Source organism: Arthrobacter sp. NPDC090010, from assembly GCF_044748305.1.
Lineage (GTDB): Bacteria > Actinomycetota > Actinomycetes > Actinomycetales > Micrococcaceae > Arthrobacter_E.
In genome coordinates this window covers 33741-58722 of the sequence record NZ_JBIVFT010000012.1, presented here as the reverse complement: position 1 = coordinate 58722, position 24982 = coordinate 33741, and the positions used below count along the sequence as shown (strand labels likewise).

Sequence of the window (24982 nt, the reverse complement as noted above, 5' to 3'; positions counted from 1 at the left end):
CCGGCCATTTCCGCCGCGACAGGACCCAGGGACGGCAAGGCGGCTCAGACGAGCGGCTGCTGCAGCTCGACGACCCAGCCGCCGTCACCGTCACCGGTCCGGTGGTAGATCTCCCGGCACGGGCCGCGCAGTTCGAGCCCGGCGGCGGCCAATTGATTGCCCAGGGTCTGCCAGCTGACGCCGATGTCCTGGATACGGCCCTCATGGGTGAGCGTGGCCGCGCGGAGCACCTCCGGCTCGTGCCCCTCGCTCAGGGCCCCGTCCTCGGCGAGAACGGAGGAGGGATCGCTGACGGTGAGCGCTGCGGTGACGAGCAGGCCGTCGTCGCCCGCGAGATAGGTGGCGATCGACGGCCCCGTGACGGCTGAGCCTGCGCGTTCGCAGGCGGCTTCCAGACGGTCGTACATTCCGCTGATGTACAGCGGCACTTCTTCTGATCCGGCGACCGTCCGCTGCGTCTGGACGAAGTCCAGCGCCGACAGGGAGGTCAGAGTGTATTCAGGCATTTCGTGCTCCATTTCCAGGACACGGAGCCGTTCGCGGATCCGGGCGAGCCGTTCCTGTCCGGCGAAGAGATCCTCCTGCACCTCCCGTTCCCGGTCCCGGAGCATGGCGAGCATGTCCTCCAGGCTCAGCGAACGGTCGAGCAGGGGTCCGACCTCGTCCAGACCGAACCCCAGATCCTTCAGGGCCAGCAACTGACGCAGCCGCGGAAGCTGGGACATCTCATAGCTCCTGCGACGAGTCCACTCGTCCGTGGCGGCGGGCACCACGAGGCCGAGGGAATCGTAGTGGCGCAGCATCCTCACAGACACTCCGCCCAGGTACGCGAACTCTCCGATACTCAACATGACCTGATCAGTTCACCTGCTCACACTGTGTGAGGTTCAAGCCCCGTCGCCCGGAAGCGGGTAGACGAGTGCGGTGGCGACGGCGGTCAGCCCTTCGCCACGCCCCAGGAAGCCCAGCCCGTCGGTGGTGGTGGCCGAGACAGTGATGGGCGCCTCGGCGGCCTCGCTGAGCACCTGCTCGGCTTCCAGACGGCGCGGCGAGAACTTGGGCCGGTTTCCGAGCAACTGCACCGCGACATTGCCGATCCCGAACCCGGCTTCGCGCACGATCCGCGCCGCCTCGGACAGCAAGGTGACGCCTGATGCTCCGGCGAACTCGGGTCGGTCCGTGCCGAAGTGCGTGCCGAGGTCTCCCAAACCGGCCGCGGAGAAGAGTGCGTCCGCTGCCGCATGTGCGACGACGTCGGCGTCGGAATGGCCTGCCAGTCCGCGCTCGCCCGGCCACTGGAGCCCCGCGAGCCACAACGGGCGCGGCGCGTCCTCCGGCGCATAGGCGTGGGCGTCGACGCCGATTCCGGTGCGTGGGATGACCATCACGCCTCCTCCATCCAACGGCTCGCGAGGGGCCCCTCCAGGAGCCCTTCGGCGAGTATCAGGTCCACCGGGGTGGTGATCTTCAACGAGTACGACGAGCCTGCGACGACGTGCACCGGGACGCCACGCGCCTCCATGAGCATCGCATCGTCGGTGATCGCCGCGGCCTGTTCATCATCCAGTTGACGGGCTTCCTGGTGCGCTGCCCGGAGCGCGGACAGCTGGAAGCCCTGAGGGGTCTGGACGGCCCGGAGCGTATCCCGGGGGATGTTGGCGGCGACCAGTTCCGGTGAAATGCCCGCCTCGGCGCCCTCCCCTGGACGGACCTGCTTGATGGTGTCGACGACGGGGACTGCGGGGATGACGGCCTGCGCTCCGGCGCGCAGGGCATCCGCGACGCGCTGGAACACCTGCACCGGGACCAGCGGGCGGGCCGCGTCATGCACCAACACGTGTTCGACGCCGTCCAGCACCTCGAGTGCGCGCGCCACCGAGTCCGCACGGGTCGAGCCGCCGCTGACCACGGAGAGTTCCCACGATGCTTCGGGGTGCTCCCGGCGGAAGTGCTCGATCACCTCACGGAGACTCCCCTCTCCCGGGGCGTCATCCTGCGGCACTGCCACGACGAGATGGTCGGCGAGCCCCGCCGCCGTCACCGAGGCGAGCGCATGCCGGAGAATCGGCTCTTCACCGAGGAGGACCTTGGCCTTCGGAATGCCGAATCCCAGGCGCTGGCCTGAACCGGCGGCCAGCAAAACCACTGCGAGCCGTGCATCTGACGTCATGCGGCCAGCCTACCGGCCCAGGCCTGTCACCTGCCGAAACGGTCAGATGAAGAGGCGTCCGAGCTGGTGGTCCACAGCGGCGACGGCGTCGTCCGCGGAACACTGCCCCAGAAGGACGCGGGTCTGCAGTCCCTCGGCCCCCGCGACGAGGAACGCGCCCTCAGAACCGGTGTCGACGTCGGCGGGAACCTCGCCGAGTTCCTGCGCTTGCGCGAGCAGGCCACTCACGAGGTTCTCCAGCTCGGGTTCCGCCGCGCCGGCCACTGCGGCAAGGGCGGGCTCCGTGAGGAACCGGACGAAGTACGCCGCATACACGACGTATCGCTGCCTGCGCTCCTCGTCCAACGGAAGCATCTCCAGGAGGACGCCGCGCACGATCGCACGCATGTCCGGCGTGTCCCCGAGGCCCGCCATACGCTCCGCCGCATGCTGTTCGGCTTCCGCGTTCAGGATCTCCAGAGCACCGAGCAGCATCTGCTCCCGGGTACCGAAGTAGTACTGCAGCAGTCGAGTGGAGACCCCCGCCTCCGCGGCCACCTGGCGCAACGAGACCTGCTCCAGCCCGCCGCGCATCGCCAGCTCCCACACCGCTTCGGCGATCTGGTGGCGCCGCTCGGCATGATCAACCTGTCGTGGCACCCTCGTGACCCATCAGCTCTGCCCACATCATGGTGCGATCGTAACAAAACATGTTATGGTTCGATCGATACATAAAAAGCGCGCTACGGAAAGGACCACCCTCATGCGGAATGTCATCGCCCAGATCGCGGGAGTGGCTTTGCTGGTTCTCGGGGCACAGGGAGGCATCAGGCTGCTGTTCAACCATGGCGACGCCGGGCTGCTCGGCTGGCTTCCAGGCGGATTCGTCGTCCAACTGCTCTGCTATGTGCTCGTCACGGCCATCGGGGTCGGCCTGGCGGCCTGGGGCAGCCGTAGAGTCGACCGCCCCGGCCCGAAACAGTGATGCCACGACAATGAAGCGGCAACAGTGAGGCGACGTCGCAGACACCGGTCAGCACCCGGCCCGATGGATACGCCGCACCGGATTTGACCTCAACCATGGTTGAGGCGATTGGCTGGCCGTATGCAGATCACCTCAGTTACGTTCGACACTACTGACATCACCCGAGCCGAAGCCTTCTACGGCGAACTCCTCGGGCTTCCGGTACAACGCCGGGACGGCGAACTCGCGATCCGGATCGGTGGCTCCCGGCTGCTGCTGCGCGAAGGCCCTGTCGGCCCGGGAGCGCAGCATCTCGCCTTCAGAATTCCTCGCCGTCAGTTGGGCGAGGCGAAGGCCTGGATCTCCGAGCGGACTCCACTCCTTCGTGCGACAGACGGCAGCGACGAGTTCGAGGGGCCGGCCCGGTGGAACGCCCGGTCCGTCTACTTCGACGACCCCGATGGCAACATCCTGGAATTCATCATCCACCGGGATATCCCGGATGATCAGGACCACCCCTTCAGCAGCGAGGACATCCTGGGTATCAGCGAGGTCGGCATTCCCGTACACGACGTCTCCGGCGGTGCGACTCAGCTCGAGTCCGCATTCGGACTTCCTCGCTTCGGGGACGACTCCGCCACTTTTCTGCCGGTCGGGACTCCCGGCGGTCTTCTCATCCTGACCAAGCCGGGGCGGGCGTGGTTCCCCACCGATCGCTCGAACGCCATCCCGAGCCTCGACGTCGAGATCAGGGCCGAGGCGATTGGCAGCATCAGCCCGGGGCCGGGCATCACGATCCGCGCAGCAGGGCAGCCAAAGCCGCGAGTCGGCTATTTCACAAGGTAGACATCCATCGGCTGCCGAAGCTGGGCCTGTTGAGCTTTCGGGATCCATTCACCAGTGGGATCGCAAGGCCCCGTGTTGTCGCTGTCGGTGTTTCCTGCCGCATCAGCTTTGCAGGAAGCCGTGGGAAACGTCGCATAGCGCATGACATACCGGGCACCGGTATCAGTGCCGGACGCCACGCGGAAATCCGAGCCGTCCTCGGTGATCTGCCAGGCCATGCCGGACGGCGCAGCCGCGGGCTCCCCCGGCCGCCTCGTGAAGCCACCGTACTTCGCCGTCGTCGAGGCTTCATTCCTGACTTCGAGGGTCGACTCGTCGAGCAGAAAGGTGCCGCTCTTCCATCCATAGCTATAGGGCATCGCCAGCAGGCCTGCCGGCGCGTCAGCGGACGTTGAACCGACGTCGACCGGAAAGACCATGGTGCCCGGCCCGACCGGGGCCCAGCGGCCATACTGGTTCGTGAGTTGAACATGTTGCCAGCCCCCGCCTGGGCGTGGTCTCGCGGCAAAGAACTGAGTGCTTCCCGGGCCTGCCTCGAAATTTTCTTCTCGTGCGGCCGAGTCCGTGATGTCGAAACGGGTGTACCCCAGGACCGGCTTCTTCTGGCGGTCGAACCCAATGGACACGAGGCCGGTCGCCACCCCGTTGAAGGACCCGCTCTGATCGACGATCGCCGCAGTGTCATTCACCGAGAGCGGATCGACAGTGCCATCGGCGCGAGGGCCGGCGACTTTGGTCCCGTCTGCCCCGTACCAGGTCACGAAGTCATCACTCACCGCATAAGAGACAAAGCCGTTGGCACCCGCTTTCATCTCCGAGCGCCATGTCCATGCCATGTGCCAACGCCCGTCCGGACCAAGAAGCGGCCGTCCGTGGTTCGCTGGGTAGGCACTTCCTCCTGTGGAATCGAAGAGCGGACCCTGGGGCGGGGACCAGTGTCCGCTCACGTACCGGTTGTACCGCCATTCGCCGGCCCCACTGACACCGCTCCGGTATCCGAAGTAGAGCGCTCCGGCCATCTCGAAAAACACGGGGTATGTCACTTGGGATTCGGGAGCGCCTGTGACCATCGGGGTAGTTCTCGTCATTGAGTGAATGTCCCCCGGCAGCCGTGAAGCGAAGTAGTACATGGGAGTGGCATGCATGGATCCCGCCAGATGGATGACTCCGTCACCACTGACGGCAAGCGCGATGTTGTTGTGGGAGTCATAGTGGTCCAGCTGGGCGGAATCGACTTCGACATGATCAAACGGACCCCAGGCAGTTCCCACCATGGTCCGCTTGGCAAGTGCCAGCCGCCGGTTTTCGTTGTAGTACGCGATGTATTGGTCCTGTGCCTGCCCGCTCGCGTCTTTGACCGTGTACAGCGCCTGAGGGACGGGGGACATCGATTCGTTGTTCTCGGGCAGCCTCCATCCTCCTGGAGGGGTCGACGCTGTCGGAGTCGCAGGCGATCCCGTGTAGCTGCTCAGAAAGCGGCCATTTGAGACCGGGTCCACGGTCCACGTGGACCGTGCGGGATTCGCAGAGTCGGGAATCTGACGAATGACCGGCGGATCTGCGGGACGACTCGATTCCGGCGAAGTCAACGCCACACCGTCAAAGGCCACATCCGGGCTCTGGGCGATGAGCCCTGTGGCGCCTTCCAGAGGGCGGCTTCCCTTGAGAATCACGGTCTGTTCGGGCAGGACGGGAGTTCCGTCCCGTGCAACGGCAAAGTGAATCGTCCGCGGAGGATCAGCAGCTTTCCGCCAGACGGTCAGTTCATAACTCGTATCTGCGGCAACTGTGAAGGACGGGTCAGCGCAAGCAGAACCGCCTTCGCATGCAGGCTCTTCTTTCATCACTGCGGCGCTGTCCGCACCGTCTTCGCGATTCTCTATCCAGCGCCACCCGGCCCCGGGTGCGATCTGGAAGGCGAAATACTGCTCATACCAACTCTTTTGCGTTCCTGACATTCCGTAGAGAAAAATGCCACTCCACCGACTTCCTGGCGATGGCCTCAGCTTTGCCGAGAAGCGGAAATCAGCATCGCCGGCCCACCGCCCCGGCAACGCGGTCAAAAGGCCACGGCCACGGCCCGGGTAGATCTCCTCGGTCGTCGCGACTTTTGCAACCCCGTCGCGAATGGCCCAGTCCCCACGGAACTCCTGCCAGTTCCCGGCGAGTTCCTGTTCCGGTAGGGCTGCGTCCGGCCCCTCCGCCCCTGCATCGGCCGCAGTCCTGCCGAAATCGTCGGTGAACACGGTGCCATCCGTGGCGATCCGGATCTCATCGAAAGCGGCGTCAGAACCTTGTGAAAACAGCAGGCCGCGACCACCGGGAGTCGCCTTGGGCAACGTTCCTGACGGAACCACGTTCCGCGACAACAGAGGAACTCCACCTTGAACGACTGACAGTTCAAGCAGTCCATCGCCGTGGTTCCGGAGGGCTAAAACCACCGCACGAGATGCATCGAAGTTCGCAAGTTCGCCGGTCAAGGGCATGTTTGCAGCGTCGGTGATTCGTTGAGGTTCTGAACCCGGGGTCATCCTCACCAGGTCCCACATCGCCGGGGACGGGGAACTGTACCCGCTTGCCGGAGGTGTCACGCGAAGAATGATGCTGTCTCCGCCGCCCGCAGGACGCAACCCGACTCCATGCCAGCGCCGATATGGAGACGCCGCAGGAAGGACCGACGCACTGAACACCGTGTCGGTCCCAAGGTGAAGTGACTGAAGTTCGGCAGTGCGGGGGCTACCGCCGGTCTCCCATTGGGACCGCAACGTTCCAGCGCTTTCCGTCCACGTCCCTTTCAGCGTCCACTTCGACGGGCTGAGACCGCGGGGCGCGGTGAACGAATCGGTCTCGGAGTCCCCTCTGGAGTCGACCGTGAAGTCATCAGCGCTGATCGTGCCCCTCATGCTGGCCAGGCCCGGCCGTCCCCCAACCGTCAATCGGTCAAGAGGCACCGACACCGTCTTTTCCACAAGATTCTGCGAACTGCCCGCCCTGGAGATCTGCACCTTGAATTCACCATCAAGCCCACCGTCGAGCCCGAGTCGTAGCGTTTCGGTACCGGTCACTCCCGGAATGCTGCCGCTGGCGAAGGGGACCTCATCTGCGGCTCCGTTCCGCACATGGAGAAACTGCCACCACCCACCCTGCGGACCTTGCTTCACCCGGAGCGAGAGATAGTCGTAGACGCCACCACCATGGTCCTCGCTGGCATTCGCCACGATTCCGTTCCAGTCATTGACCGAAGCGTCGCGCGTTCCGACCGTCGCAGCGATGGCGAAGTGGTCAGAGAGCGGGCCCGTCGTGCGAAGCAGGAGCCCGGCATCGGTCCCCTGGGAGGCAGAAGGGTCCAGCGTCGCGGGCTGGACCGTTCCTCCTGAATCAACCAACCAGTTCCTGCGTGCCTGCGTCCAGCCTGGAACAGTCGGCCCAGGAACGTCGAAACCATCCGTCACTGCCTCGGCGGTCTGGGCACCTGCCTGCGAACCAGTGAAAAGACTCGTCGCTACGATGGCCACGACCACCGCCCAGGCCCCTCGTCGTGAGAAGCGAGTGAACGTCGAACTCCGCATGCCATCCCCCTTGTCGATGCATGTCCTGTCCGACCAAGGTATGCAAAAGAACCCCCGGCATCTAGATGCCGGGGGTTCTTCGTGTCAATGGAGCCTGTTCTAGACCTTCAGGTCTTCTAGGCCTTCACGTCCGAGGCCAGGACCTCGTCCAGAACGTTCGTCGCGTGTTCCTCGTCCGTCTTCTCGGCCAGAGCCAGCTCCGAGATCAGGATCTGACGAGCCTTGGACAGCATGCGCTTCTCACCTGCCGAGAGGCCGCGGTCCTGATCACGACGCCACAGATCGCGGACCACTTCAGCGACCTTGATGACATCGCCGGATGCCAGCTTCTCCAGGTTCGCCTTGTAACGGCGGGACCAGTTGGTGGGCTCCTCCGTGAATTCCGCGCGGAGGACGTCGAAAACGTGCTCGAGGCCTTCCTTGCCTACGACGTCACGCACACCCACCAGGTCGACGTTCTCGGCCGGGACCTCAATGGTGAGGTCACCCTGCGCTACGCGGAGCTTGAGGTACATCTTCTCGACGCCCTTGATGGTGCGCATCTTGATCTCTTCGATCTTCGCTGCACCGTGGTGAGGGTAAACAACCGTCTCGCCGACTTCAAAAACCATGTGGATTTTCCCCTTTCCCGGCTTCCAGTTTACCACGTGTGAGCGGGGCTACTCTCGGGTGCTCGGGGGCTCAACCCTTGAAATGACAAGGATCCAGGGGCATACGGCCCCCTGTCATGTGACTTGACGAGCGATCTGAAAGATGCATTGCGCACCCTATGCGACAAACTTGAGACAGGCTGCGGAGACCCGTGGGCCCGGACCCTGATGTTTTGCCGATAAACTGTCGGCAAAGAGCTCTCATCTTCGTGCAAGGAGTTACGTAAAGTGCGTTCCACTGGCCTCAAGACCGTCAAGCCCGGCAAGCGTGCCCTGGCCGCCGCAGCGTTGGGCGTCGGACTCCTCGCCGCCACCACCGCCTGCTCCGCCACCTCGCCGCAGCAGACCACGCACCAGTACGCCGCGTCGGATGGCGTGAACGCCCAGTTCGCGGACATCAAGATCCGCAACGCCGTGGTCATCAGCGACGGCGAGAAGCACCCGGGCCGCCTCCTGGGCACCTTCTTCAACGGCAGCAGCCAGGACGTTCTGGTGACGGTCAACGGTGCCGAAGGTTCTCAGACCGAGGTCCGCGTGAAGGCCAACAACGAGGTCTCCCTCGACGCCGCGAGCGACCCCGCGATCCTCAGCACCACCGGTGCCGCAGCAGGCGCTCTCGTGCAGCTGAAGTTCAGCGGCGAAGGCCAGAGCACCTCCATCGAGGTCCCGGTCCTGGACGGCACCCTGTCCGAGTACCGCCAGTACCTCCCCTCCCCCTCTCCGACCGCGACGAAGTCCGCCGGCGAGGCCACCCCGCAATCGAGCGAGTCCGCCACTCCAACCCCGAGCGAAAGCGGTCACTGACCTCCCTCCTCCTCGGAGGCAATGACGACGGCGGCTGTGCCGGCAAGATGTTCCTCTTGCCGACACAGCCGTCGTCGTTGCACTGTGAGCAACTGCACAGCGGCAGAACGCCTGGACAGAGACCACCGGCCCTTCGGATAAGGGAAAATGGGAGAGCGGCATTCGCCGCCCTCCCCTTTTCTTTCCCTGCCGGATTTTCAGTTGTGAGGACTGCCATGACGATCCTGAATATGGTCCAGCCGCGATCCATCCGTCGCGCCCTGGAACGCCTGGACACCCCGGGGCGTTTCTTCGGCACGTACCTGCTCGCGCTGGCCGCATTGGCGATCCTCATGATCGGCCTGGGAGCTCTGGGCGGCCTGGCTCTGGAGCTCGGCGTGACCGCCGTCTTCCTGCTGCTGAGCGCCGAACTGTTGCTCACGGTGGCCTTCCTGGCGGTCGCCCTCGGTGGCCCCGTCTACTGGAGCGGCCGACGCCGGGCCTGAGGCCCACCGGCTTCACCCGGAAACCCGGATATGTCGAAGGCGGCCTCCCTGACAGGAGGCCGCCTTCGACATATCCGGACTGGAAATCCAGGTCAGGGCTGCGGTCTACGACGGCTTACGGCTCGAACTTGTAGCCCAAACCCCGCACCGTGACGAGATAGCGCGGTGCCGAGGGGTCCGGCTCGATCTTGCTGCGCAGACGCTTGACGTGCACGTCCAGGGTCTTCGTGTCCCCGACGTAGTCGGAGCCCCAGACCCGGTCGATCAGCTGCCCCCGGGTGAGAACACGGCCGGAGTTGCGCAACAGCATCTCCAGGAGTTCGAACTCCTTCAGAGGAAGGGACACCTGTTCACCGCTCACGCTGACCACGTGACGCTCGATGTCCATGCGGACCGGGCCCGCGTGAACCGTCGTGGTGATGAGCTCCTCCGGTTCGCCCTGCCGCCTCAGCACAGCGCGCACGCGGGCCACCAGTTCGCGGGACGAATACGGCTTGGTGACGTAGTCGTCGGCACCGAGCTCCAGACCCACCACCTTGTCGATCTCCGAGTCCTTGGCCGTCAGCATGATCACGGGCACGGACGATCGCTGCCGGAGCTGACGGCACACCTCGGTCCCCGACTGCCCGGGCAGCTGAAGGTCCAGCAGGACCAGATCGGCACCGTTGCGGTCGAACTCCGTGATGGCGTCGAGGCCGTTGTCCACGACCTCCACCTCAAAGCCCTCTTTGCCGAGCAAATAGGACAGGGGGTCGCTGAAGGACTCTTCGTCCTCAACAATCAGAATGCGGCTCACGCCTGAACTCCTTCTTCATGAACAATCGCACTGCTCTCCACGGAGCGGCCCACAGCGGGCGCACCCCCGGACGTCTCCGCACCCTCAGCGGGTTCGCGGTCTTCCATCTCCGGCAGACGGACGGTGAACGTGGAACCCTGGCCGGGCTGGGACCACACCGAGACCTCACCGCCGTGGTTGGTCACCACGTGCTTGACGATGCTCAGGCCGAGCCCGGTACCACCCGTCGCACGGGACCGCGCGGCGTCCACCCGGTAGAAACGCTCGAAGACGCGTTCCTGATCCTCCGGTGAGATCCCATCGCCCTGATCCGTGACCGACACCGCCACGAGGCCCTCCCGGGAGCGGATGCCGATGCCCACCCTCGTGTTCTCGGGCGAATAGCGGATCGCATTGTCGATCAGATTACGGAAGGCCGTGGTCAGCAGGTCCGGGTCTCCAAAGACTCTGGCATCGGTGCCGGTGCCTCCCACGACCAAGGTGATGTTCTTGCTCTCGGCGGGAAGCTTCGAACGGTCGACGGCGTCGGCGATGACGTGCTGGATGTCGACCGTGGTGCCCTGCTGGGCGATGTTGGCGCCCTGCAGCCGGGACAATTCGATGATGTCCTGGACCAGAACCGCCAGCCGGGATGCCTCCTTGTGCATGCGCTGCGCGAAGCGGCGCACGGCGACCTCGTCATCGGAGGAATCCTCAAGCGCCTCGGCCAGCAGCGAAATCGCTCCGACGGGGGTCTTCAGTTCGTGGGAGACGTTCGCGACGAAGTCGTTGCGGATCTCCTCGGTCCTGGTGATCTCCGTGCGGTCGTCGGCCAGCAGCAGGACGTATTCGTCGCCCAGCACCGCCGCGCGCACCTGGACGATGATCGAGCCTGCTCCCAGTGGCCCGCGCGGGAGTTCGAATTCCTCCTCCAGCACGACGCCGTCGCGCCGCACACGGGCGGTCATGTTCAGCAGCTGGTGATGGACCACAGTGTGCCCACGCACCAGACCGTAGGCGTAGGCGGCGGGACTCGCCCGCACGACGCCGTCGATGTCGTCCACGATCACGAACGCCCGGCCGAGGACGCTGAGCACCTCGGCGGCGCCTTCCGGCAGCTGGGGCTCGTCCAGTTCGTCGTCCACCAGGGCCCGCTGCTGCTCGCTGACCCGGAAGGCGAGCACGCCGAAGACCCCCAGGCACAGCCCGACGAGGCCGGCGATGACACCGACGAACAGAGGATCCACATCCCCCAGCTTACGTTCCGGCGTCAGGGCTCTGAGTCAGATTGCTGGCCCGCGACGGGCGGTTCAACTAACGTTCACTTTCAGTACGTGAAGTATTCATGGCTCACTGCCAGCGTAGGTAGCTGGACCATCAGCGTGCCGGGTGCCCCGCGAAGGGGCGCGTATTCTCCGTGACACGCAGCCGCAAGAAAGGACGCCGTCAGTGCGCAAGGTTTTCCAGGACGAGCTCGCCCAGGTAGGCGAGGAACTCGTCGAGATCTCGAAGTTGGTGGCCTCGGCCATCGAGAACGCCTCCACCGCATTCGAAAGCGCCGATGTGGACCTCGCTCAGGATGTGATCGCGGCCGACGCCAGGATCGACTTCCTGCAGAACGCTCTGGACGAGCGGGCGATCGACATCCTCGCACTTCAGGGACCGGTCGCCAGCGATCTGCGGATGATCGTCAGCTCGCTGCGCATGAGCGCCTCACTGGAGCGGATGGGCGATCTGGCCCGTCACATCGCCCAGCTGACCCGCCTGCGCTACCCGTCCCAGGTGATCCCGGCCCCGCTCGCGGACACCTTCCGGAAGTTCGCCGAACTCGACGTTCAGATCGCCCGCAAGGTCGCTGAACTTCTGGAGTCCCGTGATCTGAACGTGGCCCGAGAAATCGTCAAGCTCAACCTCGAGGTCGACGAACTGCACGCCGGCGTCTTCAAGACGGTGGCCTCGGGCGAATGGGCCGAGAGCGCCTCCACCTCGGTGGATGTGGCCCTGGCCAGCCGCTACTTCGAGCGCTTCGCCGACCACGGCGTTTCCGTGGCCCGCAAGGTCAGCTACCTCGTCAACGGTGAGTGGCAGCCGGAGGACATCGGCGGCGCCTGACCCCGCCGTCGTCGTTCAATCACGCGAGGTTACAGATGATGCCGCTTCCCAGCACGGGAAGCGGCATCATCTGTAACTTCGGGAGCGGTTCGAGCCTTACTTCTTGCCCTGATTGGCCACGGCCTTGATGGACTCGGCGGCTGCTTCGGGGTCAAGGTAACGGCCGCCACGGGTGACGGGCTGGAAATCCTCATCCAGTTCGTACACGAGCGGGATGCCGGTGGGGATGTTCAGCCCGGCGATGTCCTCATCGGAGATGCCGTCCAGGTGCTTCACCAGGGCCCGCAGGGAGTTGCCGTGTGCAGTGACCAGGACGGTCTTGCCGGCCGTGAGATCTGCCTTGATATCCGACTCCCAGTACGGCAGCAGGCGCTCCAGGACGTCCTTGAGGCACTCGGTGCGCGGCACCTCGTCGCCGAGGTCGGCGTATCGCGGGTCGCCCACCTGGGAGAACTCGGAATCGTCGGCCAGGGCGGGCGGCGGGGTGTCGTAGCTGCGGCGCCATTCCATGAACTGCTCTTCACCGAACTCGGCCAGGGTCTGCGCCTTGTCCTTGCCCTGCAGCGCACCGTAGTGGCGTTCGTTGAGACGCCAATCGCGCTTGACGTCGATCCAGCCACGGTCCGCTGCGGCGAGAGCGATGTTGGCGGTGTTGATGGCCCGCTTGAGGCGCGAGGTGTAGAGGATGTCCGGCAGGACGTCGTTCTCCACCAGCAGCTCACCGCCGCGCGCGGCCTCGGCACGGCCCTGGTCGTTGAGGTCCACATCCACCCAACCGGTGAAGAGGTTCTTGGCATTCCATTCGCTGTGGCCGTGGCGCAGCAGGATCAACGTGTACGTCATGGCTCAATCCTAGCGATTCGGCCCCCGGCCCCGCCCTGTGAGTCTTAACGCTTACAGCCCTTAAACTTGTGCGGTGGTCCAGAAATCCGAGCGCCTGCGCATCCCCGGCCGAACCGCGGCCCGCGGTGCCCGGCCATTGGGTAATGTGACGCGCGGGACCACCAACCCGAATCGGATGCGCCGGGTGGACCGCTGGGTCACCGGAACTCAGGCCTGGCGGTTCCGTCATCTTGCGGCTCCTCTGGCCGTGGACCTGGGATACGGCGCGAATCCTCGCACCGCGATCGAGCTCTTCGAGCGCTTGCGCGTGGTGAACCACCGGCTGCGGCTCACCGGCCTGGAGATCGAACCGGGCCGGGTGGCCCGTGCCCTGCTGGAGGCGCGCAGCGGACTGGATTTCCAGCTGGGCGGGTTCGAGATCCCGGTGCCCGATGCCCCGGTGCTCATCCGGGCGTTCAATGTTCTGAGGCAGTACGACGAGGCGGATGTGGCCGGAATCTGGTCCGCCCTCACCGCCCGGCTCGCTCCCGGCGGCCTCCTGGTGGAGGGCACCTGCGATGAACTGGGCAGGACGGCGGCCTGGGTGGCCCTCGACGACGGCGGTCCGCTGAGCCTGCATCTCTCGGTGAATCTCGCGGCGCTGGAGAGTCCTGCGCAGCTGGCGGAACGGTTGCCGAAGGCGCTCATCCACCGGAACGTCCCCGGCGAAAAGGTGCACTCCCTGCTGGCGGCCGCGGAACAGGCCTGGCTGGCAGCCGCCCCACTGGCCGGCTTCGGCAAACGGCAACGCTGGATCGCCATGTGCACGGCTCTCCGGGCCGTCGGCTGGCCGGTCCTGGACGGTGTCTCACGCTTCCGGCTGGGAGAACTCTCCGTCGCCTGGGACGCTGTCGCCCCGGATGGCCTGGGCCGTTCCGATCACCAGCTGTTGTAGCCGCCGCTCCGGAGGTCTTTGATGGCCGGACGGACGTCGGCCAGGTAGACACACGCTGCGATCACGGCGGCGAGCCCGAAGAGGCCCAGACCACCGGCGCCGCTGAGGAGCGAGAGCAGCCCGACCAGGGCGGCACCACCGGTCAGCGCGAGCCAGAAGGTTTTGCTGCGCTTCATCGCAGCGTCGTAGTCGCCGCCCTTCCGGCTCAAGGCGTCGATGAAGGCCCACGCCTCCAGACCGAAGGCCACGAGGCCCATGATCAGGTAGACGGCGTTGGTGACGAAGTAGATCAGCAGCTTTCCGCTCACCGTCCTAGCCTAACCCGCGGACGACTCCGCCGCCGGGAGCGCATCGAGGGCCTGCCGGAGGTCCTCCCAGAGATCCTCCACGCTCTCGATTCCGACGCTGAGCCGCACCAGATTCTCCGGGACGCTCTCCGGTTCCGCGAGGTGCCGCCGCCGTCGTTCGATGAGCGACTCCACCCCGCCCAAGGACGTGGCCGGCACCCAGAGCCGCAACGCCTCCACGAGGGAATCTGCATTCTGCGCCCCGCTCCGTCCCCCTGCCGCGGCAAGTTGAAGACACAGGATCGAGCCGAAGCCGTCCAGTTGCTCCTTCGCTCGCCGGTGCCCCGGGTCCGACGGCAACCCGGGGAACCGGACACGTTCGACGGCGGGATGTCTGGCCAGGCGTTCTGCCAGCAGCTGGGCGCTGGCCTGCGAGCGCTCGATCCTCAGGGCGAGCGTACGGACGCCCCGCAGCGCCAGCCACGCCTCCCACGGACCGGCGATAGCACCGTGCAGTGCGCGGTGGTGCAGGAGACGGGCCCGCAGTTCGGCGTCGCTCGTCACAAGGGCGCCGAGCACCACGTCCGAGTGGCCCGCAAGGTACTTCGTGACCGAGTGCAGCACCAGATCGGCACCGAGGAGCAGCGGCCGCTGCACCAGCGGAGTGCAGAAGGTGTTGTCCACCACGGTCAGAATGCCCGCCGAGCGGGCGGCGTCCAGGAGCGCGGGCAGCTCAGCGACGCCGAGCATCGGGTTCGTGGGGCTCTCCAGCCACAGGAGGTCGATGGGCCCGGACTCACGGTGCAGCGCGGCCAGTACCTCCCGGGTGTCCGTGACGTCCACCAATTGAAGGGAGAAGAGGCCTTTCTCCGCGAGCTCACTGGCCATCTGCACAGTGCCCGCGTAGGAGTGGCCCGGCATCACGACGGTCCCACCGAGCGGCACCAGGGAAAGGGCCGCGCTGACCGCCGCCAGTCCGGAAGAGAACAGCAGGGCGGGTTCCCCGGCGTGCTCGAGCTGTCCCAGAACCTCCTCGAAAGGTTCCCAGCTCGGGTTGGCATAGCGGCCGTATCCCCGGTCCCCCGGACCGAGCGGGCCTGTTCCGAGGAAAGTGGACGACAGAACCACGGGAGGGTTGACGGAGGCATCTCGCCCACGCTCAGGGCGGCCTCCGGCCACCACGAGGGAATCGGGGCTGAGGTCCAGGGAATCGTGCATGGATCACACCCTAGGACCGCGAGGCGGGGACACGGCAAGACAGGCCCGGCATGTGGGCCCCGGGTCCGTCATCCACCGTCACGCACCGCTCCGCCGACACTCAGCTTGGGCCATTAGGCTTATGAGGGTGACTATCAGCGCAGAGGGTACCGGTCTGTTCATCGCCTTCGAAGGCGGCGACGGCGCCGGAAAGTCGACACAGAGCGCCCTGCTGGCCGAAGCCCTCCGGAAGCGGGGGCTGACAGTCGTCCAGACACGTGAGCCCGGCGGTACCGAGATCGGTGAGAAACTGCGTTCCCTCGTACTGGATCACGGGCACGGCGAAATCGACGCCCGGACCGAGGCCCTCATGTACGCGGCAGCCCGGGCGGCCCACGTCGAACAGCTGATCCGGCCAGCCCTGGCCCGGGGCGAGGCCGTCATCACCGACCGTTACATCGACTCCTCCGTCGCCTACCAGGGCATCGGCCGGGATCTGGGCACCGAGGAGATCCGGCAGCTCAACTCCTGGGCCACGGCCTCATTGTGGCCGGACTTCACGGTCATCCTGGACGTGGATCCCGTCGAGGGCCGCGCCCGTCGCGCTCCCGGCGGGGAGGACCGTCTGGAATCCGAACCCGACACTTTCCACGCTCAGGTCCGCCAGGCCTTCCTTGACGCGGCTGAGGCAGCCCCGGAACGATACCTGGTGATCGACGCCCGTCAGGACGTGGAGACCATCTCCGAGGCCATCCTGCGCCGGGTCGACGAGGTATTCGCCGCGCGCCGGCAGCGCGCCGCGGCAGTACCCGGAGGACAAGGATGAGTGTCTTCGACGAGCTCCGCGGCCAGGAAGCCGTCGTCACGCAATTGCGCAGGGCCTCCGCAGGGGACGGCATGACCCACGCCTGGCTGTTCACCGGCCCGCCCGGTTCCGGGCGGTCCAATGCGGCCAAGGCGTTCGCCGCCGCCCTGAACTGCGAACAGCCGGATCCCGCCCTGCGCGGGTGCGGCGAGTGCCACGCGTGCCGCACCGTCCTCGGCGAGACCCACCCGGATGTCCGGCACGTGCGGACCGAGAAGGTGACCATCACCATCGAAGAAGCCCGTGAACTCGTCGCCACCGCCGGTAACCACCCGGCCTCGGGGCGCTGGCGCATCATCATCGTCGAGGATGCCGACCGGATGGCCGAGCGCACCACGAATGTGCTGCTCAAAGCCATCGAGGAACCCACCGCTCGCACCGTCTGGATGCTCTGTGCACCGTCCCCCGCCGACGTCCTCGTGACCATCCGCTCACGCTGCCGCGGCGTCGGCCTGCGGCTGCCGTCGCCTGAGCACGTGGCCCAGCTGCTCGTGGCACGCGACGGCGTAGCGCCTGAACTGGCCATGAGCGCAGCGAGGATGGCCCAGAGCCACGTGGGGATCGCCCGACGGCTGGCCCGTGATCCCGGCGCTCGGGAGCGCCGCCTCGAAACAGTGCGTTTCCCCCTGAGTCTGAAGGGGATCACCTCTGCGGTCCTGATGGCCGAACGGCTCATGGCGATCGCCAACGACGAGGCGGAGAGCTCCAATGCGGAGCGGGACACCGCCGAACGCAGCGCGCTGCTCTCCTCCCTGGGTCTGGAGGACGGGTCCCCCGTGCCCCCGGCGCTGCGAGGCCAGATCAAGCGGCTCGAAGAGGACCAGAAACGGCGGGCCAAGCGGTCCGTGGCGGACTCTCTGGACCGCACGCTGACCGATCTGATCTCCTTTTACCGGGATGTGCTGCTGGTTCAGGTCGGGGCCGCGGACGTACTGGTCAACGAAGAACTGCGGCCGGACATCGAGGCCTTCGCCGCAGAGGGCAGTCCGGAACAGACCCTGACCAGGATCGACGCGATCAACGTCACCAGGCGGCGTCTGGTGAGCAGCAATGTGGCCCCTCTATTGGCCCTCGAAGGCATGGCCGCGGGGCTGGTCTGAGTGGGGCCGGCTGAGATGGGGCGCGGGAATGGGCAAGGACAGATGACAGGACACGGAAAGGTGACCGGGGAGATGACACGGAACGCGCACGCAGGCGCAGGGAACGGCCCGGGAACGGGCCGCACGAGGCGGCGTACGGCACGGCTGCTCGCCGTCGTCGCGGGTCTCTGCGCGCTGGCCCTCGGGCTCAGCGGATGTGTCACCGTGACGCTTCCCTCCGGCGGATCTTCGCCGAACTCGCAGAATCAGCCCGGTGGGCTCAGCTCAGAGGCTCCTGCCGCGCTGAAGGACTACTACGGTCAGAGCGTCAAGTGGAGTTCCTGTGAACACGGCGCCAGCTGCGCTTCGGTCCGGGTCCCCACCGACTACGCGAATCCCGGCGGCGGCAGCATCGAGCTCGCCCTGATCAAGATCCCTGCCACCGGGCGTTCCAAAGGCTCCCTGTTCATCAATCCGGGTGGCCCGGGTGGCTCCGGCTACGACTTCGTCAACGAATCCGCACAGTGGATTCTGAGTGACACCATGCGCTCCAACTACGATCTGATCGGCTTCGACCCCCGCGGGGTGAAGCGCTCGGCTCCCGTGAGCTGTCTGACGGACCAGCAACGCGACGCGCAGCGTGCCGAGTACTTCGATCCCAGCACTGCCGACGGGCTCGCGAAGTCGATCCAGGAGCAACGCGACACCAACGAGGCCTGCCAGCAGAAGACCGGGCCCGTGCTGGCCCATGTGGACACCGAGAGCGCCGCACGGGACCTGGACATCATGCGGGCTGCCCTGGGCAACACCAAGCTCGACTACCTCGGCTACTCCTACGGGACCTTCCTTGGCTCCACCTACGCCACGCTCTTCCCGGACCGGGTGGGACGCATGGTCCTCGACGGGGCCCTCGATGCCACCCTCACCCAGTCCCAGCTGACCATCGGCCAGGCCAAGGCATTCGAACGCAGCCTGCGGGTCTTCGTCGAATGGTGCCAGCGGAACTCCGGCTGCCCGCTCAGCGACGGGGTCGACGCAGGGATCTCACGTATCCAGCGGCTCATGGACAGCTACGCCGAAAACCCGCCCCAGGCCAATGACGGGCGAGTGGTGACGGTGGCGAGCTTCGTCTCAGGCCTCATCGTCCCGCTGTACAGCAGCTCCAGCTGGCCGAACCTGCGGCAGGCCCTGGCATCCGCCCTGGTCGGCGACCCTTCCCCCATGATGCAGCTCGCCGACTTCGGTGCCGACCGGGACTCACAGGGCAAGTACACCTCCAACAGCACCTTCGCCTTCAACGCCATCAACTGCCTCGACTACTCCGTGGACTCCAACCCCGAGGCCATGAAGAAAGAGGCCACCGAGCTGGAGAAGGTCTCCCCCACGCTGGGCAAGTACATGGCGTACGGCGGCATCGCCTGTGAAGGCCTGAAGACCACGGGCATCCGCAAGGTCGCCCCGGCCAGCTACAGTGGCAAGGCGCCGATCGTGGTCATCGGCACCACCGGCGATCCGGCCACCCCGTACGAGTGGGCCGGCAATCTGCGCAAGCAGCTGGGCAACGCCTCACTTCTGACCTGGGAGGGCGAGGGGCACACGGCCTACGGTCGTGCCGGCGACTGCATCACGAACGCGGTGGACGACTACTTCGTCAAGGGCACCGTCCCCGACGACGGGATGCGCTGCAGCTGAGCCGCTTCAGTTCAGGGCCGCCGGCAGCTGGACGCGCTCTTCCAGCAGCCGCGGTACCTCCCGGATGGACGGGACGACGGCGTCGGCGCCGGCCGCCCGCAAGGCGAACTCCGAGTGGGCCCCGGTGAGCACGCCGGCCACCAGTCCCGCTCCGGCGCGCAGCCCCGACTGGATGTCCGCCGTCGTGTCCCCCACCACCAGGACCTCCCGCACATCATCGAGGTCCAGCGCAAGAACGGCCGTCAGGATCATGTCCGGGTACGGCCGGCCGCGTCCGGCATCGGCCGGGCAGAGACTTAGATCCGCCAGACCCATCCAGCCGAGTGATTCGAGGATGGTGTTCTGGGTGTGCCGGCCGAAGCCGGTCACGAGGCAGAGTTGCAGCCCGGCGTCGAGCAGCCACTGCATGGCCGATTGCGCGCCGGGGATGGCCTGGACACCGCCCCGCGCAACCAGCTCGTCATAAGCCTGTTCGAACACCTTGTTGGCCAGGCGGGCCCGTTCCGGTTCCCCTTCGTAGAGCTGCCGGAAGACGCTGAGTTTGGACAGCCCCATCGCCTGTCGCGCGAAGTCCATCATCGAGTCGAAACGGGCGCTGCCGACCGCCTCCCCGCTCTCCCGGAAGGCCCGCTGGAGGGCTTCGTCGATCAATCCGCCGTCCGTGACGGTGGTGCCCGACATGTCCACCACGGCCAGCCTCAGCCGGGAGCTCCGCGCCGGACCGCTCAGGGTGGCTCCGGGGACGCCCACGGGGTTCACAGTCATCGATCGACTCCTCATCTGTGCCGGTGGCCTGCGGGAGGTCCGAGACCGCGCTACGAAGCCTTCGTCGGCGTCGTTCGACTCAGCGTGACAGTTCCTGTCAACGGCAAGCTGAACCGTTCAGAACGCCCACATGAACAGCACCGGTGGACATCCCGGGAGTCCGTTTTGACCCGCGCCGGGAGTGCACTCTAGACTTGTTTCCTGTGCGGTCAGGCCAGCAGGCCAGACGCGGCATGTGCTTCCTTAGCTCAGTCGGTAGAGCGTTTCACTCGTAATGAAAAGGTCATCAGTTCGATTCTGATAGGAAGCTCGGATACGACGAAGGCCCCCAGGAGATCCTGGGGGCCTTCGTCGTTCCCGGCGGGTCGCCGGGCACTTGGAATCAGGCGAAGTCGGACACTGCGGGGTCCGGGCCGATGCGGCCTTCTGCGCCACGGTCCAGCGAGCTCAGGACACGGACGTCGTCCGCGTCGAGCGAAACGTCCAGGGCTGCCAGGTTCTCCACGATGCGGCTCTGGGTCACCGACTTCGGGATCACCACGTTGCCGATGGCCAGGTGCCAGGCGATGACCACCTGGGCGGCGGTGGCGCCGTGCTTCTCCGCGATGCGCAGCACCTCGGGATCGTTCAGCAGTTCACCACCCTGGCCGAGCGGCGACCAGGCCTGGGTGAGGATGCCACGGCTCGTGTTGTACTCGCGCAGACCGGACTGGTTGAAGTACGGGTGGAGCTCGATCTGATGGATCGCCGGGGTCACCCCGGTGGCCTCGATGAGTTCATCGATGGCCTCGCCAGTGAAGTTGCAAACGCCGATGGAGGTCACACGGCCACGCTTCTGGAGCTCCACGAGAGCCTTCCAGGTGTCCACGTAGGTGCCCTGCTTGGGCTGCAGCCAGTGGATCAGGTAGAGGTCCAGCTTTTCCAGGCCGAGACGTCCCATGGACTCCTCGAAAGCGGCCAGGGTCTGCTCGTAGCCCTGGTCCGCATTCCACAGCTTGGTGGTGATGAACAGGTCCTTCGGGTCCAGACCGGAGGCGGCGATCGCGCGGCCCACACCGGCCTCGTTCCCGTAGATCTTGGCGGTGTCGATATGGCGGTACCCGGCTTCGAAGGCCTGGCCGACAACGGTCTCGGCGACGTCGTCGGCAACCTGCCAGACGCCGTAACCGAGCTGGGGGATGGTGTTGCCATCGTTGAACGTGAGATCAGGGTTAGCACTCATTACGTCATCCTCCCAAAGGCACAGCCCTGCCACCAGAGAACGTCATACTGGTTCTCTTTCAGCGAATCCGGGAATAAGCCGGGCACCGGGCTTGCGGTCAGTTCAGCAGGCGCTCTGCGTCCTCGATGAGTGCGGTGACGACCTCGGCCCGACGGCGCACGCTCGGGACGTCGCCGCTGCCGAGCCTCGCCATGGTGGCCGCCTGGGCCGCCGTCGCCAGATCGTTGCCGGCACGCGACAGCGCGCGGTGCAAGGCCGCCTGCTCCGGCGGGATGTCCAGACCCTCACTCGGAGCGAGTTCCTGGGCCGCGACGCAGATGGCACGGACCCTCGGCAGCAATGCCGCCAATTCGTCGGCCACCGGAAGCAATTGGGCGTAGAGCGCATCGTCGTTCACGCCGTCGAGCACCTGATGAAAACGATCCAGACCCCGGCGGAAACGATCATGGGCACGGCGCCACAGGCCCTTGCCGAGATCCGCGTCATCGCGCCGGGCCTGCCGCAGTTCGGAGAACAGGCCCATCGATCAGAGGTACTGCCCCGGACCGGAGTCCGTTTCCGGGCGGCTCCCCTGGCGGGGGTCCTGAGGGTGCTGCGCCGCAGCTGCCCGCTGCGGTTCGCCGTTGGCGCCGATCACCACGCCCGGGGCGATCATGGTCCCCGGCGGAAGCTGGCGAAGCTGTGAAGCCATCTGCTCACGGGCCGCCTGCTGCGCGGCGATCGCGGTCTGGATGCCGTGGAACAGTCCTTCGAGCCAGCCGACCAGCTGGGCCTGTGCAATGCGCAGTTCGCCGTCGGAAGGCGAGGAATCCTCCGGGAACGGCAGGGACAGCCGGTCCAGCTCCTCCACCAGTTCCGGAGCCAGTCCGTCCTCAAGTTCCTTGATGGACCGTTCGTGGATCTCCGCCAGACGCCCGCGGGCTGCTTCGTCCAGTGGTGCGGCCTTCACTTCCTCAAGCAGCTGGCGGATCATGGTCCCGATGCGCATGACCTTGGCCGGTTCGTCCACCAGTTCCAGGAGATTGCGGGGACGACGCTCCTCGGCGTGTTCATCCGGCTTCCCGGAGTCCGTCTCGAGCGGGGTTCCTTCGACCGGGTCGCCATGAGGTCCCGCCGTGCCGGCGTCGCGGGGCTGTTCCGAGGCGTGCTGCTGGGATTCCTCATTCATGGCCCCATACTCTCACGCCCTCAGCAGCAACGGCCCTGCGGATTCCCCTCCTGACGGTCACAGCGGTCCCGCCAGAATTCCGGCTCGGACATCGGGGCGTGGTGCGGATGGTGCTGGCGGTGATACTCCAGGTACTTCTCATAGGCATCGGCCCCGAAGACCCCTCTGATGCCCCGGCGGAACGCCGAAGCGCCGGCGCGCACCCTGCGCCAGGCGCCCCGCGCGACTGCCCGCCCGGACGACGACGGGAGGGCCGTCGTCGTCCGCTCCGCGATCAAGGGTGCCCCGCATCGGAGCGCCGGCCGGATGGCACCTCGGCCCAGCGTGCGAGAAGTTCCTTCTCAGCGGCCGTGGGCACGATCCCCGCCGGGGCGTAAACCCGGGAAGGGACCGCCGGATCCTCGTGATCGGTGACGGCCTCACCGGCGCGATGGGCCTGGAAGGCACGCACCGTGGCCACCAGGGAGGCGATGATCACCACGATGGAGAGCACCACGAAGATCACTGAGAGAACGCCTTGGACCATGGTGTTGCGGACCACGGCTTCCATCGCCGCCACGGATTTGGCGGTGCCGAAGGAGGTCTTCCCCTGTGCCAAAGCCGCGCTGAACGCCGCATTGTTGGCGAAGTACCCCACTGCCGGGACGGGCGAGAAGATCTTCTGCGCACTGGCCGTGATGGTGACCACCGCGGTAAACGCGAGTGGAAGAGCCACCATCCACAGCGCGCCGAAACGTCCCTTCTTGGCCACGATCGCCAGACAGACTGCAAGTGCGATGGCTGCAAGAAGCTGGTTGGCGATGCCGAAGAGCGGGAAGAGGGTGTTGATGCCGCCCAACGGGTCCGTGACCCCCATGATCAGCACCGCACCCCAGGCCGCGACCATGATCGCCGTGCAGAGCCAGGCCCCGGGGCGCCAGGAGGCATCCTTGAACCGAGGCAGGAAGTTGCCGATCGAGTCCTGCAGCATGAAGCGTGCCACGCGCGTCCCGGCGTCGACGGCGGTGAGGATGAAGAGAGCCTCGAACATGATGGCGAAGTGGTACCAGAAAGCCGCCAGCCCGGGTCCGCCGATGAACTGTTGCATGATGTGAGCCAGTCCGACGGCGAGGGTCGGAGCGCCTCCGGAACGGGAGATGATGGTCTGCTCCCCCACCGTCGCGGCGGCGCCGCTCAGTTCCGACGGCGTGACGTTCACCCCGCTCAGCCCCAGCGAGTTCACCCATTGAGCGGCCTGTTCGACTGTTCCGCCGGTCAGGGCGACCGGCGCGTTCATGACGAAGTAGAGCCCGCGGTCGATGGACACCGCGGCCACCAGGGCCATGATCGCCACGAACGACTCCATCAGCATGCCGCCGTACCCGATATATCGGGTCTGGCGTTCCTTCTCCACCAGTTTGGGGGTGGTTCCCGAGGCGATGAGGGCGTGGAATCCGGAGAGTGCGCCGCAGGCGATGGTGACGAACAGGAAGGGGAACAACGCACCGGAGAAGACGGGCCCGTTGTCCTTGCTCGCGAACTCGCTGAAGGCCGGGACGGTGATCTCAGGACGGACCACCACGATCGCGATCGCGAGGAGCCCGATCACGCCGATCTTCATGAAGGTCGACAGGTAATCACGCGGTGCCAGGAGCAGCCAGACCGGCAGAATCGCCGCGACGAAACCGTAGACGATGATCCCCCAGGCGATGGTGCTCTTGTCGAGGTGGAAGAACGCCGCACCCCATTCGGTATGAGAGACCCAGCCGCCGCCGATGATCGCACCCATGAGGAGCACGAAACCGATGATCGAGATCTCCAGGACCTTGCCCGGCCGGATGAACCGCAGATAGACGCCCATGAACAGAGCGATCGGAATGGTCATGGCCACACTGAAGACGCCCCACGGACTTTCACCGAGGGCATTGACCACCACGAGCGCCAGGATGGCGACGATGATCGCCATGATGAGCAGGGTCGCCACCAGGGCGGCGGTGCCGCCGATCACGCCGAGTTCCTCGCGGGCCATCTGGCCCAGGGAGCGCCCGCCACGCCGCATCGAGAAGAACAGCACGAGATAGTCCTGGACGGCACCGGCCAGCACCACGCCCACGATGATCCACAGCGTGCCGGGGAGATAACCCATCTGTGCTGCAATGACCGGGCCCACCAGAGGACCGGCGCCGGCGATCGCAGCGAAGTGATGCCCGAACAGGACGTTGCGGTCCGTCCGCACGTGGTCCTTGCCGTCAGCCTTGTACTCGGCGGGGGTCGCGCGCAGATCATCCGGTCTGGTGAGTTTCCTCTCCAGGTACTTCGAATAGAAGCGGTAGGCGATCAGATAGGTGCAGACCGCCGCGAAGACGAACCAGATGGCGTTGACGGTCTCGCCGCGCACCAGGGCCAACATCACCCAGGCCAGGCCGCCCAGCAGGGCGATCGCCACCCAGACGCCGATCCTCAGAGGCGTCCAGCGCTTGCCTTCCGCTTCCAGGACTTCAGGGTCGACGGCGGCAGGCGGCAGGGCGCCGTCGTGCTCGGTGATGCTGTTTGTCCCACTCATGGGACCTCCTTCGGGTGCATGCGACGGTGAATGC

Annotated in this window: 26 protein-coding genes and 1 tRNA gene; 10 read left to right on the top strand and 17 right to left on the bottom strand. The window is 66.1% G+C overall.

Features of this window, described 5'->3' with window-relative positions; translation table 11 throughout:
* Nucleotides 1-44 precede the first annotated feature (44 nt).
* From ACIPXZ_RS15665 to ACIPXZ_RS15650, 4 genes are read right to left on the bottom strand one after another with little or no spacing between them, the layout of a single operon-like run.
* Nucleotides 45-851 carry a MerR family transcriptional regulator gene (locus ACIPXZ_RS15665; protein ID WP_400595979.1) on the bottom strand — a complete coding sequence of 269 codons (807 nt, stop codon included), beginning with the start codon at nt 849-851 and terminating at the stop codon, nt 45-47.
* A 36-nt stretch (nt 852-887) separates the two neighbouring features.
* The gene (gene ispF / locus ACIPXZ_RS15660; protein WP_400595977.1) at nt 888-1385 is read right to left on the bottom strand and encodes a 2-C-methyl-D-erythritol 2,4-cyclodiphosphate synthase; all 498 of its coding nucleotides are present in this window, start codon (nt 1383-1385) and stop codon (nt 888-890) included.
* Nucleotides 1385-2170: a 2-C-methyl-D-erythritol 4-phosphate cytidylyltransferase gene (gene ispD / locus ACIPXZ_RS15655; RefSeq protein WP_400595975.1), complete on the bottom strand. Its 786-nt coding sequence runs from the start codon at nt 2168-2170 to the stop codon at nt 1385-1387. The genes ispF and ispD overlap by 1 nt, the downstream gene beginning before the upstream one ends.
* A 42-nt stretch (nt 2171-2212) precedes the next feature.
* Nucleotides 2213-2809, bottom strand: a complete 597-nt coding sequence (locus tag ACIPXZ_RS15650; RefSeq protein ID WP_400595973.1) for a TetR/AcrR family transcriptional regulator — start codon at nt 2807-2809, stop codon at nt 2213-2215.
* A 103-nt stretch (nt 2810-2912) separates the two neighbouring features.
* On the opposite strand from ACIPXZ_RS15650, the gene ACIPXZ_RS15645 reads away from it, so the two are divergent.
* The gene (locus tag ACIPXZ_RS15645) at nt 2913-3134 is read left to right on the top strand and encodes a hypothetical protein (protein WP_400595971.1); all 222 of its coding nucleotides are present in this window, start codon (nt 2913-2915) and stop codon (nt 3132-3134) included.
* A 120-nt stretch (nt 3135-3254) separates the two neighbouring features.
* Complete coding sequence (locus ACIPXZ_RS15640; RefSeq protein WP_400595969.1) at nt 3255-3959, top strand: VOC family protein; 705 nt, start codon at nt 3255-3257, stop codon at nt 3957-3959.
* Here ACIPXZ_RS15640 and ACIPXZ_RS15635 read toward each other — a convergent pair.
* Nucleotides 3944-7177, bottom strand: a complete 3234-nt coding sequence (locus tag ACIPXZ_RS15635) for a BNR repeat-containing protein (protein WP_400595967.1) — start codon at nt 7175-7177, stop codon at nt 3944-3946. The two genes, ACIPXZ_RS15640 and ACIPXZ_RS15635, sit on opposite strands and share 16 nt — an antisense overlap.
* Nucleotides 7178-7644: 467 nt before the next feature.
* Nucleotides 7645-8139: a CarD family transcriptional regulator gene (locus ACIPXZ_RS15630; RefSeq protein WP_400595965.1), complete on the bottom strand. Its 495-nt coding sequence runs from the start codon at nt 8137-8139 to the stop codon at nt 7645-7647.
* 267 nt (nt 8140-8406) lie between these two features.
* On the opposite strand from ACIPXZ_RS15630, the gene ACIPXZ_RS15625 reads away from it, so the two are divergent.
* Together ACIPXZ_RS15625 and ACIPXZ_RS15620 are read left to right on the top strand one after the other, a co-directional pair.
* Complete coding sequence (locus ACIPXZ_RS15625; RefSeq protein WP_400595963.1) at nt 8407-8982, top strand: hypothetical protein; 576 nt, start codon at nt 8407-8409, stop codon at nt 8980-8982.
* A 215-nt stretch (nt 8983-9197) separates the two neighbouring features.
* On the top strand, nt 9198-9467 hold the full coding sequence (locus ACIPXZ_RS15620) for a hypothetical protein (protein WP_400595961.1): 270 nt from the start codon (nt 9198-9200) through the stop codon (nt 9465-9467).
* 115 nt (nt 9468-9582) lie between these two features.
* Here ACIPXZ_RS15620 and ACIPXZ_RS15615 read toward each other — a convergent pair whose 3' ends face one another.
* Entirely contained in the window at nt 9583-10263 is a 681-nt protein-coding gene (locus tag ACIPXZ_RS15615) for a winged helix-turn-helix domain-containing protein (protein ID WP_400595959.1), read from the bottom strand.
* Entirely contained in the window at nt 10260-11489 is a 1230-nt protein-coding gene (locus ACIPXZ_RS15610) for a sensor histidine kinase (protein ID WP_400595957.1), read from the bottom strand. Before ACIPXZ_RS15610 ends, ACIPXZ_RS15615 begins: the two co-directional genes overlap by 4 nt.
* Before the next feature lie 202 nt (nt 11490-11691).
* Here ACIPXZ_RS15610 and phoU point away from each other — a divergent pair, with 202 nt between their 5' ends.
* Nucleotides 11692-12354, top strand: a complete 663-nt coding sequence (gene phoU / locus ACIPXZ_RS15605; RefSeq protein ID WP_400595955.1) for a phosphate signaling complex protein PhoU — start codon at nt 11692-11694, stop codon at nt 12352-12354.
* 96 nt (nt 12355-12450) lie between these two features.
* Here phoU and ACIPXZ_RS15600 read toward each other — a convergent pair whose 3' ends face one another.
* Nucleotides 12451-13197, bottom strand: coding sequence for a phosphoglyceromutase (locus ACIPXZ_RS15600; RefSeq protein ID WP_400595953.1), 747 nt, complete (start codon nt 13195-13197; stop codon nt 12451-12453).
* 73 nt (nt 13198-13270) lie between these two features.
* On the opposite strand from ACIPXZ_RS15600, the gene ACIPXZ_RS15595 reads away from it, so the two are divergent.
* Nucleotides 13271-14131: a class I SAM-dependent methyltransferase gene (locus ACIPXZ_RS15595; protein ID WP_400595951.1), complete on the top strand. Its 861-nt coding sequence runs from the start codon at nt 13271-13273 to the stop codon at nt 14129-14131.
* Here ACIPXZ_RS15595 and ACIPXZ_RS15590 read toward each other — a convergent pair.
* Nucleotides 14116-14439 carry a DUF2516 family protein gene (locus ACIPXZ_RS15590; protein ID WP_400595949.1) on the bottom strand — a complete coding sequence of 108 codons (324 nt, stop codon included), beginning with the start codon at nt 14437-14439 and terminating at the stop codon, nt 14116-14118. The genes ACIPXZ_RS15595 and ACIPXZ_RS15590 overlap by 16 nt on opposite strands.
* A 9-nt stretch (nt 14440-14448) precedes the next feature.
* Nucleotides 14449-15636 (bottom strand): trans-sulfuration enzyme family protein, encoded by a 1188-nt coding sequence (locus ACIPXZ_RS15585; protein ID WP_400595947.1) that lies wholly within the window; start codon nt 15634-15636, stop codon nt 14449-14451.
* A gap of 133 nt (nt 15637-15769) precedes the next feature.
* Between ACIPXZ_RS15585 and tmk the strand changes: the two genes are divergently transcribed.
* The 3 genes from tmk (at nt 15770) to ACIPXZ_RS15570 (ending at nt 19251) form a co-directional block, all read left to right on the top strand.
* The gene (gene tmk, locus ACIPXZ_RS15580; RefSeq protein ID WP_400596029.1) at nt 15770-16441 is read left to right on the top strand and encodes a dTMP kinase; all 672 of its coding nucleotides are present in this window, start codon (nt 15770-15772) and stop codon (nt 16439-16441) included.
* Complete coding sequence (locus tag ACIPXZ_RS15575; protein WP_400595945.1) at nt 16438-17580, top strand: DNA polymerase III subunit delta'; 1143 nt, start codon at nt 16438-16440, stop codon at nt 17578-17580. Before tmk ends, ACIPXZ_RS15575 begins: the two co-directional genes overlap by 4 nt.
* 72 nt (nt 17581-17652) lie before the next feature.
* Nucleotides 17653-19251, top strand: coding sequence for an alpha/beta hydrolase (locus ACIPXZ_RS15570; protein ID WP_400595943.1), 1599 nt, complete (start codon nt 17653-17655; stop codon nt 19249-19251).
* Between the two features lie 6 nt (nt 19252-19257).
* On the opposite strand, the gene ACIPXZ_RS15565 is transcribed toward ACIPXZ_RS15570, so the two are convergent.
* Nucleotides 19258-20016, bottom strand: a complete 759-nt coding sequence (locus ACIPXZ_RS15565) for an HAD-IA family hydrolase (RefSeq protein ID WP_400595941.1) — start codon at nt 20014-20016, stop codon at nt 19258-19260.
* A gap of 237 nt (nt 20017-20253) precedes the next feature.
* Here ACIPXZ_RS15565 and ACIPXZ_RS15560 point away from each other — a divergent pair.
* Nucleotides 20254-20326: transfer RNA gene (locus tag ACIPXZ_RS15560), tRNA-Thr, on the top strand.
* Nucleotides 20327-20398: 72 nt separating this feature from the next.
* Here ACIPXZ_RS15560 and ACIPXZ_RS15555 read toward each other — a convergent pair.
* From ACIPXZ_RS15555 to ACIPXZ_RS15535, 5 genes are all read right to left on the bottom strand, one after another.
* Nucleotides 20399-21238 (bottom strand): aldo/keto reductase, encoded by an 840-nt coding sequence (locus ACIPXZ_RS15555; RefSeq protein WP_400595939.1) that lies wholly within the window; start codon nt 21236-21238, stop codon nt 20399-20401.
* Nucleotides 21239-21335: 97 nt separating this feature from the next.
* A complete protein-coding gene (locus tag ACIPXZ_RS15550) occupies nt 21336-21761 on the bottom strand; it encodes a hypothetical protein (protein ID WP_400595937.1) in 426 nt (141 codons plus the stop codon).
* A gap of 3 nt (nt 21762-21764) precedes the next feature.
* Nucleotides 21765-22406, bottom strand: a complete 642-nt coding sequence (locus tag ACIPXZ_RS15545) for a bacterial proteasome activator family protein (protein ID WP_400595935.1) — start codon at nt 22404-22406, stop codon at nt 21765-21767.
* 20 nt (nt 22407-22426) lie between these two features.
* Nucleotides 22427-22684: a YbdD/YjiX family protein gene (locus ACIPXZ_RS15540; RefSeq protein ID WP_400595933.1), complete on the bottom strand. Its 258-nt coding sequence runs from the start codon at nt 22682-22684 to the stop codon at nt 22427-22429.
* The gene (locus tag ACIPXZ_RS15535; protein WP_400595931.1) at nt 22681-24948 is read right to left on the bottom strand and encodes a carbon starvation CstA family protein; all 2268 of its coding nucleotides are present in this window, start codon (nt 24946-24948) and stop codon (nt 22681-22683) included. The genes ACIPXZ_RS15540 and ACIPXZ_RS15535 overlap by 4 nt, the downstream gene beginning before the upstream one ends.
* Nucleotides 24949-24982 lie beyond the last annotated feature (34 nt).

Excerpts from the sequence above, each read along its gene's own strand:
- ACIPXZ_RS15665 (WP_400595979.1), bottom strand. The coding sequence starts at position 851 with ATGTTGAGTATCGGAGAGTTCGCGTACCTGGGCGGAGTGTCTGTGAGG.
- ACIPXZ_RS15555 (WP_400595939.1), bottom strand. The coding sequence starts at position 21,238 with ATGAGTGCTAACCCTGATCTCACGTTCAACGATGGCAACACCATCCCC.
- ACIPXZ_RS15565 (WP_400595941.1), bottom strand. The coding sequence starts at position 20,016 with ATGACTGTGAACCCCGTGGGCGTCCCCGGAGCCACCCTGAGCGGTCCG.
- ACIPXZ_RS15620 (WP_400595961.1), top strand. The coding sequence starts at position 9,198 with ATGACGATCCTGAATATGGTCCAGCCGCGATCCATCCGTCGCGCCCTG.
- ACIPXZ_RS15535 (WP_400595931.1), bottom strand. The coding sequence starts at position 24,948 with ATGAGTGGGACAAACAGCATCACCGAGCACGACGGCGCCCTGCCGCCT.
- ispF (WP_400595977.1), bottom strand. The coding sequence starts at position 1,385 with ATGGTCATCCCACGCACCGGAATCGGCGTCGACGCCCACGCCTATGCG.
- ACIPXZ_RS15630 (WP_400595965.1), bottom strand. The coding sequence starts at position 8,139 with ATGGTTTTTGAAGTCGGCGAGACGGTTGTTTACCCTCACCACGGTGCA.
- ACIPXZ_RS15575 (WP_400595945.1), top strand. The coding sequence starts at position 16,438 with ATGAGTGTCTTCGACGAGCTCCGCGGCCAGGAAGCCGTCGTCACGCAA.
- ispD (WP_400595975.1), bottom strand. The coding sequence starts at position 2,170 with ATGACGTCAGATGCACGGCTCGCAGTGGTTTTGCTGGCCGCCGGTTCA.
- ACIPXZ_RS15640 (WP_400595969.1), top strand. The coding sequence starts at position 3,255 with ATGCAGATCACCTCAGTTACGTTCGACACTACTGACATCACCCGAGCC.
- ACIPXZ_RS15570 (WP_400595943.1), top strand. The coding sequence starts at position 17,653 with ATGACACGGAACGCGCACGCAGGCGCAGGGAACGGCCCGGGAACGGGC.
- ACIPXZ_RS15600 (WP_400595953.1), bottom strand. The coding sequence starts at position 13,197 with ATGACGTACACGTTGATCCTGCTGCGCCACGGCCACAGCGAATGGAAT.
- ACIPXZ_RS15545 (WP_400595935.1), bottom strand. The coding sequence starts at position 22,406 with ATGAATGAGGAATCCCAGCAGCACGCCTCGGAACAGCCCCGCGACGCC.
- ACIPXZ_RS15645 (WP_400595971.1), top strand. The coding sequence starts at position 2,913 with ATGCGGAATGTCATCGCCCAGATCGCGGGAGTGGCTTTGCTGGTTCTC.
- ACIPXZ_RS15585 (WP_400595947.1), bottom strand. The coding sequence starts at position 15,636 with ATGCACGATTCCCTGGACCTCAGCCCCGATTCCCTCGTGGTGGCCGGA.
- ACIPXZ_RS15550 (WP_400595937.1), bottom strand. The coding sequence starts at position 21,761 with ATGGGCCTGTTCTCCGAACTGCGGCAGGCCCGGCGCGATGACGCGGAT.